Below are 16,040 nucleotides of genomic sequence, written 5' to 3'. Positions count from 1 at the left end.
CTCCTGTCATCAGTATGGATTGACGTGAACATTCACGTCCTTTACTTCTTCGTGATTCTTGAGCAATGTCTGTTTGACGATTCTTGCGACGTGGTGTCCCTCTTCTACGGTAATGTCCGCATCGACGCTGATTTTGATGTCGATGATGACATACGAGCCATGCGACCGGGCAATCAGCCGGTCGATCTGCCTGACCTTGTTGATCTCGACGACCGTCTCCCGCATCTCCCGCGTCTCATCCTCATTCAGGACGACTTCAAGCGTCATGCTGACGGCCTCTTTTGCGAGCTGATACCCCATGTACATGATGATCAGTGCGATGATGGCACTCGCAATGGGATCCAGGTAGCCGAGATAGGGAATGCCGTAGGCCGTGCCGATGATGGACAGGCCGATGCCCACCAGGGCGACGACGGAAGAGATGGCGTCAGAGCGGTGATGCCAGGCATCAGCAATGAGCGCCGGGCTCTTGATTTTAGTGCCCAGCCTGTATTTGTACTGGAAAAGCACTTCCTTGACGATGATGGAGAATATGATGATATAGAGTGCAATCATCGTCGTGTAGTTCTGTGCTGTGCCTGCCATCAGTGAAACGATTGCGTTGTAGATGATCTCAAAACCGACGACGACAAGCAGTATGGCCACAATCAGGGTCGCCACGTTCTCCGATTTTCCATGCCCATACGGATGCTCACTGTCCGGCGGCTTTTGTGCCGCCCGGATGCCGACGAGGACGGCGATGGAACTCACCACATCCGAAGCCGAATGGGCGGCATCGGCGACGAGTGCACGGCTGTTGCCGAGTATGCCGCCCACCGCCTTCAGTACTGCGAGGAGCAGGTTCACGGCAATGCCGATCATTGTCGCAATCTGTGCCTTCTTATATCTATTACTCATGATTCAGCCCTCTTTTGCATGCATTATCATTTCATACTATCATATTCCCCTATTCATGGAACAAAAAAACAGAACCTTGCGGTTCTGCATCTACTGGAGGCCTTCCTCTGCCAGCGTTTCCACGTCGGAGACGACCTCCTCAAGCGGGAATTCCGTATCTCCGGTGTCCACACCCGGATAGTCCTTGATGATCTTGCCCTCTTGGTCGATCAGGTAGAAGCTGATGCCATGCGTCACCTGGTTGCTGCCTTCAGGCGGCGGTGCCACGATGGTCTTGAAGTTGTTTTCGGCAAAGTTCCTGATGAAATCATAGTCATATCCGGTCAACAGCTGCCACTCCGTCCCTTCGGGCACATCATAATATTGGATATAGTCCGTAAGTACTTCCGGCGTATCCGTCTCGGGGTCGACGGAGAAGCTCAAGACACCGTAATCCTCAATGCCCCGCGCTTCAAGCTCTGTGACCACTTCTGTCATATTCGCCGTCATCGGCGGACATACCGTCGCGCAGTTGGTGAAGATGAAGTCGAGCAGCCAGACCTTGCCTTCCATCTCCGCCCTCGTAAATGTCTCCCCATTTTGGTTGGTCACTTCAAAATCATCGATCGTATTGCCGTATCGTGACATCGTTTCGACACCGGAGGTACTGCAGGCTGATAGTGCCAGCGTTAAAATAAATACAATAAAAATAGACTTCCGCATCAATAACCCTCCGATTTGTATATAATTCTAACTATATCAAATAAATATTGACGAACAACCTTAAAAATCGGTATTTTGTGAAAAGAGTATGGCATATTCTGCAAACGCCAGCAGAAAAGGGAGAACCCCGTTGAAGGATTCTCCCTTTTTTACACATCTTCTGTTCTATCCTGCTGCCGACTGTAGTCCTGTTCCCTCAGGAAGAAGGTCATCAGAAGGCCTGCAGCGGCCATGAGGGCCGAGAAGATGAATGCTACATTCACTCCGGCGATTTCATCGACGAGTGAGGGCGTCCCTGCAGAAAGGTTCAGTGCCACGCCGGTCATTACGGTGACCATTACGGCTGTGAACAGTGAACTGCCGATCTGCCGCATCGTGTTGTTCATCGCAGTGCCATGGGGGATCTTCGAATCATGCAGGGCATTCATCGCGAATGTCGTCAAAGGCATCATCGTCAGCCCGGTACCGAGCAGACGGAATGTATAGACGATCGCCAGATAGGTGAATGTGGTCTCCTTCGTCAGGAAGGACAGCATGATCGAAGTCGCAAGTATCAGGCCGAGACCCGCGAATGTCAGGGTCCGGATGCCGAACTTGTCGAACAGTATACCTGCAACGGGCATCGTCGCCCCCATGAGCAGTGCGCCGGGCAGCAGGGCCAGCCCCGATTCGAACGGGGTGTACCCGAGCATGTCCTGCATCAGGACCGGCAGGATGTTGTTCGCACTGACCATGGAGGTGAAGACGATGACGCCGATCAGTGAACTCATGAGGAAATAGCGGTTCTTGAAGACGGTCATTTCAAGTATTGGCTGCGGCAGCTTGAGCTGGCGTTTCGTGAATACCAGCACAAGTGCCAGGCCGCCGAAGACCGACAACAGCACGAGCGGATCCGCCCATCCCCTGACGCCTGCGACGGAGAAGCCATACAGCAGTCCGCCGAATCCGAGCGTGGACAGTACGATGGAAGGGATATCGACCTTCGGATTGGTCTGATGGGTCACGTTCTTCATCGACAGGTACGCAAGCAGCAGGTTGGCGAGCACGAGCGGCAGCACGATGAGGAACAGCGAGCGCCATGGCCAGATGCCGACGATGTACCCGGCAAGCGGCGGCCCGATGGCAGGTGCCAGCCCGATGACGAGGCCGAAGTAGCCCATCGCCTTGCCGCGCTGTTCAAGCGGGAACTGCGTGAGCAGTATGACCTGTGTCAGCGGCATCATGATGCCGGCTGCAATCCCCTGCAGTATCCTGCCTGCCAGCAGCACCGAATACAGGGGGGCGACCGCTGCAAGGATCGTCCCTGCGATGAATATCATCATGCCCGTCAGATACAGTGTTCTGGATGTGAACTTGTTGATCAGGAATGCCGAGACCGGAATCATGATCCCGTTGACGAGGAAGAAGCCCGTCGTCAGCCACTGTGCCGTACTGAATGGAATGTCGAATGCCGCCATGATCGGCGGCACTGCTGTGACAAGCAGCATCTGATTGAGGAGCACAAGGAACGATCCCATCATCAATGTCGCAATCAGGACCGTCTTCTGGCTCGGCCGGGTAAAACGTGTGATCTGCATATTCTCACTACTTCCTTATGGTGGCCCACCTTTTATTATTTGAAATTCGTAGTGCTCCGTTCATTCACTGCAGTGACTTCGAGTATATTCTCCATGCGTTCCTTCAGTTCCTCGACATGGGAGATGATGCCGACCATCTTGCCGTGTGTCTGCAGTTCCATCAGTGTATTCACCGCCATATCGAGCGTTTCCGGATCCAGTGTCCCGAACCCTTCATCGATCAGCATCGTATCGAGGCTGATGCCGCCGGATTCCTGCTGCAGCGCTTCGTTAAGGGCAAGCGCCAGGGTGAGCGCCGCCTGGAATGATTCGCCGCCGGACAGTGAGGTGATGTGGCGCGGGCGGTTGTTGTAGAAGTCGAACACTTCAATATCAAGTCCGGTCTTGCGGCTGCTTTTGGAAGTGCTGCGCCTGAGTTCGTAGCGGTGGTTCGTCATCTCGAGCAGCCGTACATTTGCGATGTGGAGGATGCGGTCGAGATAATATGTGAGGACGTAGCGTTCCAGGGAAACCTTCTGCTCATTCCTGCCGGAGACTGCGTCGACAAGTGCCACAAGGGCATGGATTTCCTCAAGCTCCTCGTTATGCTGGGCAATCAGGGCTTCCATTTTCTCCGAAGTTTTCCGGTTATGTTCGAGATTCGCCATCAGCCGCGCCCGCTCATTGGTCAGTGACTCCCCTTTTTCCTCAAGCTGCCGGATTTCTTCCTCGACCGCTCCGGTGTCCTGGATGTCACGGGTCGATACGGTCTCGAGCAGTGCTGCCCTGCGGCTTTCCAATACTTCCTTTTTGCTGTGGAAGGCCTTGATCGATTCCTCCATGGAGGCGGCATCCGTCCGCTCCAATACCGACAGCAGATATGCCCTGTCCCGGCCGGTCTTTTTGGTGAAGCGATCGATGTCAGGCGTGGTCTCCTCAAGCTCGGCATTCAGCGTCTTGAGCTGATCCTTCTGATGGGACAGCTTCTCTTCCAGCCTGGACTTCTGCTCCCGGCAGTCCTGCTGCCGCTTTTCATTATTCCTGAGGCGGCGCTGATAGTCCTCGAGCGCCTGCCGGCATTTCCGGAAGGAGGCGGTGAAATCTTCGTACCTTTCATACCCGGATTGGGTTTTGAATTCCGAGGCAAGGTTTTCCGCACGGGAGAGGGAATGCTGGATGTTGTTCTCTTCCAGCCGGTTGTCGCCGAGTGTGCGGTTCAGCTTATTATACCGCTGGTCCAGCTCCTGTTTATGCTCAAACTTCTTCCTGTCCGCCTCGATTTCTTCAGACAATCGGTCCCGCTGCGCCTGTTTCTCCCTGAGGGACGCTTCGAGTGCAGCGATATCCCTGCGCGCCTTTCCTGCGAGCAGTTCCTCTATCACCGTGATGCGTCTGTTCTTCGAGTCCTTCTCACGAAGAAGTGCTTCCAGGTCCGTCTCGAACTTTTTGAGTTCCGCCTCTTCCGCTTCCGACAGATATTCATTTTCAACGGGCAGCGTCTCGACGTTCTGCTGACAGACCGGGCACGGCCTGCCCACTTCAAGATGCTGGACCAGATGTTCGATATGTACACCATCGGCGGACGAGAATCTGCTTTTTATACTGTTCTTCTTTTCATCGCGTGCAGATTCGATCGTTTCACATTGCCTGCCGATCGCCTCGATCTCCTCAGTCAATCGGGCCTTCTCTTCATCATATCGGCTGTTGGCGCGCTCTTCTTCCATCTCCTGCCTGAGGGTGCTGATGGCATTGTCAATCTGGAACTTTTCCTGGTTCAGCTGGTCCGATTGTCTATGGTCCCAGGCTTCAGAAGCGAGTGTCTGCTCGATCGACGCCAATTCCTGCGAAAGCGCATCGTTTTCCCGGCTGATTTCCCGCTTCCTCTTGTTGAGGGACCCGATCGTCTCATCGAGATGCGCGATTTCGTCATCATCCATGAAGCGTTCTGTCGAATTCAGCCAGCGCTCCGCCTTCTTGTACAGGGCGTCCTTCTCCCCGAGTGCCGCGTGGTCGCTGAGGGCCTCGTCCAGTTCACCCGCCACCTGCTTTGACTGTACTTCAAGTTCCGACAGGGCCGCTTCGGCCTCTTTTTTTCGGCGCAGTGCCTGGTCCTCGGTCTTCAAGGCATACTCCATCTCCTTGACCGCCCTGTACTCCTCAAGGGAAGCCTCGAGTGAAGCGATTTCGGAACGGTCGGCCTCGAGGGCCGACAGCTGGGATTTGATCTCCTCCAATTCCTCAAGCCTTCTGTTGTTCTCCCGCTTCTGCTGAAGATCCTGCCGCCCGGCTTCCAGGGCCTTCCGGTTCTCTTCGAGTCCGTCCTCCATCCTGCCCTTCTCTGCTTCGAGGAGCGTCTGGACCTCCTCGATTGCAGCCACCCTTTTGGTGAAAGTCGGATAATCCGCTTCAAGCAGTGCGTCTGCTTCAGGCAGTCCACCGCTGCTGACCGTATTGAAAAGGCCTTCTATTTTTGCCTCTACGGCTGCACTTTCCGAAAGTTTTTCCTTCTTCAGTTCATTCAGCCGCTTTTCGAACTGGACGAAACGTTCCGTCCGGAACAGGGTCCTCAGAATCTCCTGCTTCTGTTCGCTTGATGAAGTCAGGAGCCTTTTGAACTCCCCCTGCGGCAGGATGAGGATCTGCCGGAACTGTTCTGCATTCAGCTGGAGGATATCGAGCACCTTCTGCTTCACGCCATTGATGCTGCCCTCGAGCACTTCGCCGGAGGCGTCATAAAGGACGGCTTTCGGCGGCACCGGTGTCTTGCGGCCCTCCTTGCTGTAGGAGAGGGTGCGTTCGACTGTATAGCGTTTCCCCCTGATCTCGAATTCCAGGCGGATGCTGCTGATGTCATTATCCGTCGCAAACTGGCTCCTGACCGACCCTTCGGCCCGGTCGCTCGTCGACAGGGTGCCATAGAGTGCATAGGTGATGGCATCGAATATCATCGTCTTCCCGGAGCCCGTCCGGCCGCCGATCAGGAACATGCTGTCCCTGACACGGTCGAAATCTATCGTCTCGTTCTCGAACGGACCGAAGTACTGCATATTAATCCGAATCGGTTTCATCTGCATCACCTTTGAAATAAGTATTGAAAATCTGCTTCTGATAGTCCGTCGGCGGCTCTCCATGGACGGTTCCGATGAATGACTCGAATATTTCGGCATCACTCGACCGGTGGGCATCAACCGTCGATTGGCCCGCTTCATGGTGCTGCTTCACCGGCCTCAGCTCAAGCGTGTTGGGATAGAGCATCTTCAGTTTCGCCATCGGGTCGTTGACGGTCTCCATGCCGGCAAGCTCGAACTTGAAGTAGGCTCCGCTGTCCTCGAATGTCACCGCCTCATTGATGACTTCATCAAAGGTGCCCGTGTAGTGCACCAGGTCGCGGCGGCACTCGAGCGGCTGGAACCGGCACTTCGTCCCGGCGTCCGTCTCCACGACACGGAATCCTTTCGGCTGCTTGACCTCAGAAAATGAGTACTTGAGCAGGGAGCCGCTGTAAAATATCTTCTCGTGCGTGATTGCGAACGGATGATGCAGGTGCCCGAGGAGGACCAGGTCGAACGCATCAAACAGTTCCGACCCTACCTCTTCCGACAGTCCGACGGACAGGGGACGCTCGGAATCGGACGCCTTCCCTTCAGAGATGAACATGTGTCCGATGAGGACATTGTAGGCATCCGGGTCCATGACCGCCGCTATCTCCTCCGTAATCCGCCGGTAGACATCATGGTGCGTCCGGATCGATTCATCATCGAAATACACCTTCGCCTCGAGTACATCCATGTGCGGCACCATATAGAAGTGGTGCCCGTCCATCACTACCGGTGTGGTGATGTCGGACAGCGACGTCCGCATATGATAGGCGCTCTTCTCGAACCAGTAGCTGCCATAATCGAGCCTCGAGCGGCTGTCATGGTTGCCGCTGATGGCAAGCACCGGAATGCCCTTTTCTATATTGATCCTGTACAGGTATTCATTGACGAGCTTGAGCGCCGCCTGGGAAGGGTTGCTCCGGTCGAATACATCACCGGCCACAACCACCAGGTCGATGGGATTGCCCTCTATATATTCAATCAACTGGTCCAGTATGAATTGCTGGTCCTCTATCAGGTCCACGCCGTTCAGGCGTTTTCCGATATGCCAGTCTCCAGTATGTAATATCTTCATTCTACCACCTCATGTGATTACGATTATACAAGAAAAACCGCCCCCAAGTAAATTTGGGGGCGGCATTTCAGCTCAGCTGTCTGATGGATATGATGAGATCGTCCAGTTTCCGCTCCATGCGATGGAGCAGGAAGAACGTGATCACGGCCGGAAATCCAACATCGCTGACCAGTGGGACCCATTCCATGCTAGATGATCTCGGTGACGTTCTGCTCGACGATCTTGGCGGAATGCACGGATACCGGTTTCCCCTGCATCGGCGCAAGAACGCCCGTCTCTATGAGGCGCTCCGCCTCAAGCAGCAGTGTCGCCTCGGTCAGGTCCTCCTTTGGATTGCTGATGTTCAGCGTGAATCGGCGGTTCAGTTCTGTGTTGAATACAATCACAAGCTTTTTGGTCATTCCTCTTCCTCCCTCTTATTAGTTGATGACGTAGGTCTGCTCTTTCTCGACGATCGGGTACACATCATTCGTCAGGTTCCTGTAGATGTCGGCCAATGTGTTGATGGCTTCATCCGTCGATGTGATGTCCAGGTTTCTCACGGATCTGAAACGGAGCTTTTCATCGCCCGTCTCGTCCGCTTCAAAGAAATAGAACTTTGCACTCATGTTCTTCAGCATGTCTCTCACCTCCTTCACCCTATATATCGTCACAAATGATTCAATGGACAATTCTGTTTTAATTTTCTATAATGACGGGGAGGTGAGGGAATGAACGATGTATTTATGTGGGGCATTGCTTTATGGACATTCGTCATGCTGGGAGCGATGACCATCGGCGGATATTTCATGTTCAGGAAGTTTCTGAAGCGGATGCCGAAGGAAGACGGTTATAGTGAACTCGACTGGCAGGACTACTATATAGACAGGGCACTGCCCCTGTGGAATAACGAGGCGCGGCACCTTCTGAACGAGCTGGTCTCCCCCGTCCCCGAACTGTTCAGGGATGTGGCGAAGGAGCGGATTGCCGGACGCATATCAAAGATTGCACTGGACGAGAAGGCGGATAACATCACGCTCGACCATATCATGAAGGGATATATCATCGCGACGCCGAAGCGCGATCATAAGTTCATGAAGAAGAAGCTGAACGAGATGGAGATCGACTATACCCCTTATGAGGATCTCTTCCAGTATGCCGATGATGAAAAACAGAAATTCTCCATATTCGAACAGACGGAAAAAATAAGCAGCAGATCAAAATGAATGGCGAGTCCAAAAAGTCTAACTTCTTGGGCTCACTTCATTGATCTGCTGCTTTTTGAATGCCTGGAGATGGATGAACATCGACAGTCTCCAGATGACGATCATGACAAATGCGAGGAGGAAGAACATCCCTCCGATCTCCCCGGGCGAAATGCTCATGGACAGCACCGTCTTCAGTATGATCCTGAGTACCAACAGGACGATCAGTATGACGGGGAACATCCGGGACTGCTTGACATACAGCGCACCATCCTTCTCCTCGTAGCGTGTCGTCATGACGAGCACGATGGAGAAGAGCAGTCCCATGACCGTCGCTTCCATGATTTCAAACGGTGTCAGCCTGAAGTACGGGAATATGTACATCAGCGCCCCTGTAGACATCATGACCGGCGGAATGACGATTTTTGCCATCGTCAGGGGACGCTTCGCAGCCTTCTGCCTGACGAAGACTGCAGCGATGCCCATGAATACGGCCATGATGGATGCGGCGGCAAAGAGTATGCTTTCAATATTCATTGTCAGAACCCCTGGAAGTCGCCGAAGAACGGCTGGAGCCATATGATGATTTGTGTCAGGCCATCAAAATACAGGAGCACACCCATCAGCACCATGATGATGCCGCCGATTTTCATGATGCGGCTGGAGTATTTGAGCATCCAGCGCGTCCTGGAGACGAAGAAGCTCAATGTGAAGAACGGTACCGCAAATCCGAGGCAGTACACCACCATCAGCATCAGTGCATTGTTCGGTTCCGTTGCACTCATCGCGAATATGGCGCCAATGATCGGCCCGTTGCATGGTGTCCATCCAGCGCCGAAGGCCATGCCGATCAGGATTGAGCCGATGAAGCCGGAAGGCCGGTTCTTGAAGTGGATCTTCCTGTCCTTCATGAGGAAGTCGAAGTTCAGGACACCTGTGACGATGAGCCCGAATACGACGATGAGTATGGCGCCGAGCTGGCGGATCAGGTCGGAATATTCTATGAGCAGGCCGCCAAAGAATGCTGTGCCGAACCCGAGTGCGATATATATAAGACTGAATCCGATAAGAAAGAATACTGTATGAAGGATCGCCCGGAAATTGAATTTCTGGCTCTCGACTTCATTATAGCTCATCCCTGTTATATAGGAGATGAACGCGGGGAAGACCGGAAGTACGCACGGTGAGACGAAACTCAGTACGCCGGCTCCGAATGCGAGGAGAAAAGTCACTTCGCTACCCATAGAAATACCTCCATTCAGATGTCATTTTAACAGACATGATGGAGGCATAAGTAGTTTTTGGGTCCATATTTTAGAACTTTCTATGACAATTGATGCTGGCCGTTCTGCAACTGGTACATCCTATGGTAGATGCCGCCATGGCGGATCAGCTCATCATGGCTGCCGCGCTCCACGATTTCACCCCTGTTCAGCACGAGGATCTGGTCTGCATCCTGGATCGTCGACAGGCGGTGGGCGATCGCCAGTGTGGTCCTGCCCTCCCGCATCCGTTCGAGCGACTGCTGGATCTGCTCCTCGGTCTCGGAGTCGATGTTCGCCGTCGCCTCATCAAGAATCAGTATTTTCGGATCCATGGCCATGGTGCGTGCAAAGGCCAGAAGCTGGCGTTCGCCGCTCGAGAAGGCACCGCCCTTTTCGATCACACGGTGCCGGTACCTGTCCGGCAGCCTGTTGATGAACTTGTCCGCATAGACGAACTCCGCTGCCGCCTGGACCTGCTGGAAAGTCATTTCCGGGTGGTAGAGCCTGATGTTCGATTCCACCGTGCCATAGAAGATGAACGGATCCTGGAGTACAAGCCCCACCCTGCTTTTGAGCTCATGCTTTGGCATCTCCTTTATGGAGTGGCCGTCGACCAGGATCTCCCCTTCGGAAAACTCATAGAAACGCATGAAGAGGTTGATGATCGAACTTTTGCCGGAACCCGTATGGCCGACGAGCGCCACCGTCTCACCCGGGCGCGCCGTGAAGGAAATGTCCTTCAGCACATCCGTCCGGCCGTCATAGCTGAAAGTGACATTCCTGAACTCGATGTGGCCGTCGGTAATCCTGTAATTCGATTCCTCCGGCTGGTGCGGTTCGATCCGTTCATCATCCATCAGTGCAAACACACGGCTCGCTGCGACGAGTGCCTGCTGGAATATATTCAGGTTCTGGCTGACCTGGTTGATCGGCTCGAAGAACCGCTCCATATACTGGATGAAGGCGAAGATGACACCGGCGGTCACCGTTGAACTGAAGCTGAGCAGTCCGAAATAGCCGAGGATGAGTGCAATGGCCAGTACATAGATCATGCTGATGGCCGGCCGGAGCAGCAGCCCATCGAGCCTCACGTTCTTCATGTTGTACTTGTAGTGCATTTCATTTATTTCATTGAACTCCCTGCCAAGACGGTCCTCCTGGTTGAACACCTGGATGATCTTCATGCCTTCGATCGATTCGGCGAGCTTGGCGTTCAGATCACTGAGCAGCTGGCGTGCGTGGGAAAAGAAGTTCGCCGAGTATTTCCTGTAGACTGCAAGTATGAATACGATTACAGGCATGAACAGAAGCGCCAGGACAGCAAGCCTTACATCCAGGATGAACATCATGACGAAGCTCGATATGACCATGAAGAAGGCCATCAGGAAGGTTGCCAGCACACCGATGAACATCTCGACGATCGCTTCGGTGTCATTGGTGATCCTTGAGACCACGCTGCCGCCCGGCACCTTGTCGAAATACCGCATGCCAAGCCTGCCTATCTTGTCGAATGCATCAATCCGAAGCTGCTGGATGACTTTGAATGCTAGATATTGGAACAGATAGATTTGCATATAGGTCGTCGCCGCCCCGATCAGCTGCACAAGCACAAAGATTGTGATGAGCCATGTCATATCCCCTTCCGGGAAGACGCCCGGAGTGAGATAGTCGTCGATGAAGACCATCACCAGGTACGGTGTGGCGACGCCGGTGATGGTGGAGATGATCAGCATGATGAAGCCGAGTGTCAGCGTCCCCTTGAAGGGCAGCGTATACTTCATCAGCCTGAAAAGTACATTCTTCTGGTCATTGAAGGAGAGATTGAACTGATTGTCTTCCATCTAACGTTCCTCCCTTTGAACAAGATCATCCAGCGAGCTCTCGAGCGCTTCCCGGAGAGCCTGGGCATTATAAGTATCATGGTACCAGCCCTGCTGCTTCATCAACTCATGATGATCACCATGTTCGATGATCGTGCCGCTGTCCATGACGATGATCAGATCGGCATGGCTGACCGCGCTCATCCGGTGGGCAGTGATGATGTTCGTCTTGCCGGTCCGTTCCGACTGGATATTGGCTAAAATCTGTTCTTCCGTCTCGGCATCCACGGCCGACAGGGAATCGTCCAGAATCAGCACTTCCGGGTCCATGATGAGTGCACGGGCGATGGAGATGCGCTGCTTCTGTCCGCCTGAGAGTGATACGCCCCGTTCCCCTACGACGGTTTCGTAGCCGTCCGGGAATCCGGCGATGTCCTCATGGATGTAGCTGAGTCTGGCTGCCTGGAAGATTTCTTCGTCCTCCAGATCGGGGTTGCTGAAGGCGATGTTGTTCCGTATCGTCGTCGAGAACAGGAAATGATCCTGCGGCACATACCCGAACTGGCCTCTGAGGTTCCGGATGCTGTAGTCACGGAGTGCATGGCCGCCGTACCGGATATCCCCTGGATTGACCGTATCGAATTCCCTGAGCAGCAGGCGTATCAGTGCACTTTTCCCTGAACCGGTACGCCCGACGATGCCGACCGTCGATCCTTTCCGGATGGTGAACCGGATATCCCTCAGCCCATCCGACTCATCGTCCGGGAAGCTGAATGCACCGATATTGAATTCGATGTCCCCATCCGGCTGATCTTCAATGCGGTAGTCTGCGCCGATCTGGTTTGGTGTATCCATGATCTCCTCAATCCGGTCATATGAGGCGCTTCCCCGCTGGACCAGGTTGAAGAACCATCCGAGTGCGAGAAGCGGCCACACCATCATTCCGAGATAGGTGGTGAAGGTCACAAGCTCCCCGATGGTGATTGTGTCGTCCAGCACCATGCGCGCACCGAAGAAGATGGACAGGAAGTAGCTCACGCCGATGACCATCATGATCGTCGGGTCGAACAGTGCGTCGACCTTCGAAACCTTCAAGTTCTTCTCGACCACATCATCACTCATCCTGCGGAAATCCTCCTGGTCGCTTCCCTCATAGCCGAATGTCTTCGTCACCTTGATGCCCGAGATGCTCTCCTGCGTCTTGTCGTTCAGCATGCTGAAGGCCGCCTGGGCCTTTTTGAAGCCGCGGTTCATCAATGTGCCGTAATAGCTCGTCAGGATGACCATGAGCGGGAGCGGAATCATGGCGATGAGCGTCAGTTCGGGACTGATGGTAATCGCCATCGTGATCAGCACCGCCCCACCTGTGATCAGGGAGTCTGCAATGGTCAGTATCCCTGCCCCGGCCGTAGCCTGAACCGCCTGTATATCATTCGTCGCGTGTGCCATCAGATCACCTGTCCGGCGTTTTTGATAGAATGCGGGGCTCATCTCGGAATACTTCCGGTAGAGGCGGGACCTGAGAATCCTGCCGAGCCGGTAGCTCGCCCCAAAAATCATGATGCGCCAGAAATACCTGACTATGTATGTCAATACGGCCACGGCAATCAGCAGCAGAATGAACTGCAGCAGCCGGTTCCCCGTCAATGTCTCCTGGGTGATGCCATCGATGACCCAGCCGATCACCTGCGGTGGGACGAGCTCCATCAGTGCCACAAGGATCAGCATGATGACCCCGACCGTATAGCTCCGCCATTCCCGGCTGAAAAACCATCCCAATTTCCTGAATACTTTCATCTCGATCCCCCTCGCTGTCATATACATCTAAATTCTACCATATGTTTCGAAATATGAAATAAACAACATCACAAATTCGTTACTTTCCACTCCCTTATAGGACAAATATGAATAGGTTTAAATGAAATATCATCGGGAAAAATTACATTAGAACATAATATTCAGGAGGGTGATTTATGTCCAAGCCAGGTCTGAACACACTAAAACCCGGTGAACACTACAAAGCGAACGAAATCGACAGTTTCATCACAACGACCGACGCGGTCATATTGTCTACAAACGACAATGAGCTCTTCTCAGATCCTGAACGGGAGTTCAGGGTAATCCATGAATTCGAAGGTTTCTTCGAACATTCTTCTGAAGATGGAGAAAAGCACTTCAGGGAAAAGAAGGCCTATGTCGTTGAAAAAGTCTGATACAGAATTAAAAAGCCCCATCTGATCATTGATCAGATGGGGCTTTCGTTCGGAAATATAGCTCAATTATTCAAATGTAACGTTTTCAATCCTGATGTTGCCGACCGGATCGAGATCTACCCCACTCACCTGTGATGAGTTCACACCGATCGCAAAATTGGTGTGGAACAGGTAGGCCGCCGGTGCTTCCTCGATCAGAATCTCCTGAGCCTGGCTGTATGCTTCAAATCGTGTATCTTCGTCAGGTTCAGTACGTCCTTCATCAAGCAGGCTGTCGACTTCTTCATTCGTATAGAATGAACGGTTGCCCGTTTCACCATGGCTGTTTGAATGGAATAGTGCATACAGGCCGTAGTCTGCATCTGCTGTTACCGTCGTCCAGCCAAGGATGAACATCTCATGGTCTCCCTGTGCTGTCCTGTCAAGGTAGGTACCCCACTCGAACTGCTCCACCTGGACATCAATGTTCAATTCGGAAAGCTTCTCCTGGATGTATACAGCAGTATCGATGATTTGTGGATCTTCATCCACCCAGATTGTGGTCTCAAAGCCGTCTGCAACATCCGTTTCCGCAAGCAGTTCCTGTGCTCTTTCCATATCATATTCTACACCTTCAAGGTTCTCGTCATGCCCCCAAACATCAGGTGCCAGCGGGCCATCGGCCTTGATTCCCATATCATCATAGACCCCGGAGATGATTTCATCCCTGTCGATTGCATATGAAATGGCTTGTCTGACCCTTACATCATCGAATGGTTCCTTTTCAGTATTGAAGCCGAGGTAGGACATCCTTACAGATTCCTGCTCTACAAGTTCCGTCTCCTCCCCTTCTTCCACGCGTACTGCGCTTGAAGAATCGACATCTCCTGCGACTTGGATGCCGCCTGTTTCAAGTTCCGCCATACGTGCGCCATTTTCAGGAATGACACGGAATGTTACCGTCTCAAAGTTGCGGTCGCCACCCTGGAAGTCATCGAACTTCTCAAGCACGGTTTCTTCACCAGCTGAACGGGACTGGAACATCAGGTGGTTCGTACCATCCGCTTCTGAGCCGATGACTGAGCCGATATGCTCTGAAATCTGTTCGGCCACATCATCATACTCGGACCCGCCTTCTTCACGGATTTCGTAGTATTCATCTGCAGTCATGTCCACACCCGCTTCATCAAGTGCCGCCTGATAGTCGCGGTCGATGAGGTCTTTGCTCATGATGCCGGCGGTGTTATGTGCGAGGTGGCTTGGCAAGGGTGCAAAAGGATATTCAGTATGGAGGTTCACTTCATAGTCCCCTACAACTTCCACTTCGGAAATCATTTCGAACAGGAATGCCACCTGTGAAGCCACAGCTGTATCCCTTACTCGGTCGAGTGTCGCCTTGACATCCTCTGCAGTAAATTCTGATCCCTCATGGAATGTCGTCCCTTCCCTCAATGTGAAGGTCCATACATCATCTTCAGTCGCTTCCCACTCCTCGGCAAGTCCTGGCGCAAGCGCCATGTCCGCCTCCTGGAAGACGAGCGTCTCATAGATGTTCCGCCTTACTTGGGCAGAAGCCGAGTCGTTGCTGCCATGCGGATCGAGTGTGACTGCGTCATCCATCATCGCGATGGTCAGGTCACCCGAACCTGATCCACCGGATGCTTCGGAATCTTCAGAAGTATCCTCTCCGCCTGCACTGTCGTCCGTACCCTCTTCCACATCAGAATCATCCGTGCAGGCAGCGAGTGCGAGAGTGAGCACAATTACAAAAAATAGCATAAAATACCGTTTGTTCATTCATTTTCCTCCTTTGTTTGAATAATTCAATTATATATGAATACTTATGCCTGTTCAATGAATATTCAAAAAAGTTTCAAGTTTCAAACAAATTTGAGGATTGGCGTTCGACAAAAAATAAACCCTCCCGCTCAGGCGGAAGGGTTTATCTTTATTTTTTTGAAGCTTTTGGAGCTTTCATACGTTCTTTTGCTGATTTTGAATCCGTATTGCGATTCATCATTGTCATCATCTGATTGATTTTCTTCTGGGAAGGTTTCTGTCCCATCTGCATCATCATCATCCTGAGCATGTCTTCATTGATCGGCGGGTTCTTCTCAAGATAGTCCATCATGTACTTTCTTGCGAGGAAGAATCCAAGCGCAACGCCACCGATGAGTGCAATTATAACAATCAGTATCCATATCCAAGTAGCCAAACTGCTCACCTCTTTCTTCGTAGACCATAATAAAGT

Annotated in this window: 16 protein-coding genes; 2 read left to right on the top strand and 14 right to left on the bottom strand. The window is 52.7% G+C overall.

Translation table 11 applies throughout. The features are described from left to right. Positions 1 to 9: 9 nt before the first annotated feature. From BO53_RS0112600 to BO53_RS0112565, 8 genes are all read right to left on the bottom strand, one after another. Positions 10 to 897: a cation diffusion facilitator family transporter gene (locus BO53_RS0112600; protein ID WP_031548758.1), complete on the bottom strand. Its 888-nt coding sequence runs from the start codon at positions 895 to 897 to the stop codon at positions 10 to 12. 90 nt (positions 898 to 987) lie between these two features. Continuing rightward, positions 988 to 1,599, bottom strand: a complete 612-nt coding sequence (locus tag BO53_RS0112595; RefSeq protein ID WP_031548756.1) for an SCO family protein — start codon at positions 1,597 to 1,599, stop codon at positions 988 to 990. Positions 1,600 to 1,748: 149 nt separating this feature from the next. Continuing rightward, positions 1,749 to 3,176, bottom strand: a complete 1,428-nt coding sequence (locus BO53_RS0112590; RefSeq protein WP_031548753.1) for an MDR family MFS transporter — start codon at positions 3,174 to 3,176, stop codon at positions 1,749 to 1,751. A gap of 35 nt (positions 3,177 to 3,211) precedes the next feature. After that, a complete protein-coding gene (locus BO53_RS0112585; RefSeq protein WP_031548750.1) occupies positions 3,212 to 6,223 on the bottom strand; it encodes an AAA family ATPase in 3,012 nt (1,003 codons plus the stop codon). Further along, positions 6,204 to 7,328, bottom strand: a complete 1,125-nt coding sequence (locus tag BO53_RS0112580) for an exonuclease SbcCD subunit D (RefSeq protein ID WP_031548747.1) — start codon at positions 7,326 to 7,328, stop codon at positions 6,204 to 6,206. The genes BO53_RS0112585 and BO53_RS0112580 overlap by 20 nt, the downstream gene beginning before the upstream one ends. A 67-nt stretch (positions 7,329 to 7,395) precedes the next feature. Next, on the bottom strand, positions 7,396 to 7,515 hold the full coding sequence (locus BO53_RS13785; protein ID WP_084185049.1) for a YvrJ family protein: 120 nt from the start codon (positions 7,513 to 7,515) through the stop codon (positions 7,396 to 7,398). 1 nt (position 7,516) lies between these two features. Next, positions 7,517 to 7,729, bottom strand: a complete 213-nt coding sequence (locus BO53_RS0112570; RefSeq protein ID WP_031548744.1) for a DUF2922 domain-containing protein — start codon at positions 7,727 to 7,729, stop codon at positions 7,517 to 7,519. A gap of 18 nt (positions 7,730 to 7,747) precedes the next feature. Further along, positions 7,748 to 7,948 carry a DUF1659 domain-containing protein gene (locus BO53_RS0112565; RefSeq protein ID WP_031548740.1) on the bottom strand — a complete coding sequence of 67 codons (201 nt, stop codon included), beginning with the start codon at positions 7,946 to 7,948 and terminating at the stop codon, positions 7,748 to 7,750. A 90-nt stretch (positions 7,949 to 8,038) separates the two neighbouring features. Here BO53_RS0112565 and BO53_RS0112560 point away from each other — a divergent pair, with 90 nt between their 5' ends. Then, the gene (locus BO53_RS0112560; RefSeq protein WP_031548737.1) at positions 8,039 to 8,533 is read left to right on the top strand and encodes a DUF2621 domain-containing protein; all 495 of its coding nucleotides are present in this window, start codon (positions 8,039 to 8,041) and stop codon (positions 8,531 to 8,533) included. Positions 8,534 to 8,551: 18 nt separating this feature from the next. Here the strand turns inward: BO53_RS0112560 and BO53_RS0112555 are convergent, their stop codons facing one another. The 4 genes from BO53_RS0112555 to BO53_RS0112540 form a co-directional block, all read right to left on the bottom strand. Continuing rightward, the gene (locus tag BO53_RS0112555) at positions 8,552 to 9,049 is read right to left on the bottom strand and encodes a CcdC family protein (protein WP_031548734.1); all 498 of its coding nucleotides are present in this window, start codon (positions 9,047 to 9,049) and stop codon (positions 8,552 to 8,554) included. Positions 9,050 to 9,051: 2 nt separating this feature from the next. Further along, entirely contained in the window at positions 9,052 to 9,756 is a 705-nt protein-coding gene (locus BO53_RS0112550) for a cytochrome c biogenesis CcdA family protein (protein ID WP_031548730.1), read from the bottom strand. An 80-nt stretch (positions 9,757 to 9,836) separates the two neighbouring features. Next, complete coding sequence (locus tag BO53_RS0112545) at positions 9,837 to 11,618, bottom strand: ABC transporter ATP-binding protein (protein WP_031548727.1); 1,782 nt, start codon at positions 11,616 to 11,618, stop codon at positions 9,837 to 9,839. Further along, positions 11,619 to 13,394, bottom strand: coding sequence for an ABC transporter transmembrane domain-containing protein (locus BO53_RS0112540; RefSeq protein WP_031548724.1), 1,776 nt, complete (start codon positions 13,392 to 13,394; stop codon positions 11,619 to 11,621). Between the two features lie 176 nt (positions 13,395 to 13,570). Here BO53_RS0112540 and BO53_RS0112535 point away from each other — a divergent pair, with 176 nt between their 5' ends. Continuing rightward, positions 13,571 to 13,810, top strand: a complete 240-nt coding sequence (locus BO53_RS0112535) for a hypothetical protein (RefSeq protein WP_031548721.1) — start codon at positions 13,571 to 13,573, stop codon at positions 13,808 to 13,810. Between the two features lie 66 nt (positions 13,811 to 13,876). On the opposite strand, the gene BO53_RS0112530 is transcribed toward BO53_RS0112535, so the two are convergent. After that, the gene (locus tag BO53_RS0112530) at positions 13,877 to 15,586 is read right to left on the bottom strand and encodes a glutathione ABC transporter substrate-binding protein (protein ID WP_031548718.1); all 1,710 of its coding nucleotides are present in this window, start codon (positions 15,584 to 15,586) and stop codon (positions 13,877 to 13,879) included. Positions 15,587 to 15,737: 151 nt separating this feature from the next. Then, a complete protein-coding gene (locus BO53_RS0112525) occupies positions 15,738 to 16,004 on the bottom strand; it encodes a YneF family protein (RefSeq protein WP_031548715.1) in 267 nt (88 codons plus the stop codon). Positions 16,005 to 16,040: the final 36 nt, after the last annotated feature.

The sequence above is a fragment of the Salinicoccus luteus DSM 17002 genome (assembly GCF_000712035.1).
GTDB lineage: Bacteria > Bacillota > Bacilli > Staphylococcales > Salinicoccaceae > Salinicoccus > Salinicoccus luteus.
This window is presented reverse-complemented; position numbering and strand designations above follow the sequence as displayed.

Excerpts from the sequence above, each read along its gene's own strand:
- BO53_RS0112540 (WP_031548724.1), bottom strand. The coding sequence starts at position 13,394 with ATGAAAGTATTCAGGAAATTGGGATGGTTTTTCAGCCGGGAATGGCGG.
- BO53_RS0112535 (WP_031548721.1), top strand. The coding sequence starts at position 13,571 with ATGTCCAAGCCAGGTCTGAACACACTAAAACCCGGTGAACACTACAAA.
- BO53_RS0112530 (WP_031548718.1), bottom strand. The coding sequence starts at position 15,586 with ATGAACAAACGGTATTTTATGCTATTTTTTGTAATTGTGCTCACTCTC.
- BO53_RS0112555 (WP_031548734.1), bottom strand. The coding sequence starts at position 9,049 with ATGAATATTGAAAGCATACTCTTTGCCGCCGCATCCATCATGGCCGTA.
- BO53_RS0112570 (WP_031548744.1), bottom strand. The coding sequence starts at position 7,729 with ATGACCAAAAAGCTTGTGATTGTATTCAACACAGAACTGAACCGCCGA.
- BO53_RS0112590 (WP_031548753.1), bottom strand. The coding sequence starts at position 3,176 with ATGCAGATCACACGTTTTACCCGGCCGAGCCAGAAGACGGTCCTGATT.
- BO53_RS0112565 (WP_031548740.1), bottom strand. The coding sequence starts at position 7,948 with ATGCTGAAGAACATGAGTGCAAAGTTCTATTTCTTTGAAGCGGACGAG.
- BO53_RS0112560 (WP_031548737.1), top strand. The coding sequence starts at position 8,039 with ATGAACGATGTATTTATGTGGGGCATTGCTTTATGGACATTCGTCATG.
- BO53_RS13785 (WP_084185049.1), bottom strand. The coding sequence starts at position 7,515 with ATGGAATGGGTCCCACTGGTCAGCGATGTTGGATTTCCGGCCGTGATC.
- BO53_RS0112580 (WP_031548747.1), bottom strand. The coding sequence starts at position 7,328 with ATGAAGATATTACATACTGGAGACTGGCATATCGGAAAACGCCTGAAC.
- BO53_RS0112585 (WP_031548750.1), bottom strand. The coding sequence starts at position 6,223 with ATGAAACCGATTCGGATTAATATGCAGTACTTCGGTCCGTTCGAGAAC.
- BO53_RS0112600 (WP_031548758.1), bottom strand. The coding sequence starts at position 897 with ATGAGTAATAGATATAAGAAGGCACAGATTGCGACAATGATCGGCATT.
- BO53_RS0112595 (WP_031548756.1), bottom strand. The coding sequence starts at position 1,599 with ATGCGGAAGTCTATTTTTATTGTATTTATTTTAACGCTGGCACTATCA.
- BO53_RS0112550 (WP_031548730.1), bottom strand. The coding sequence starts at position 9,756 with ATGGGTAGCGAAGTGACTTTTCTCCTCGCATTCGGAGCCGGCGTACTG.
- BO53_RS0112545 (WP_031548727.1), bottom strand. The coding sequence starts at position 11,618 with ATGGAAGACAATCAGTTCAATCTCTCCTTCAATGACCAGAAGAATGTA.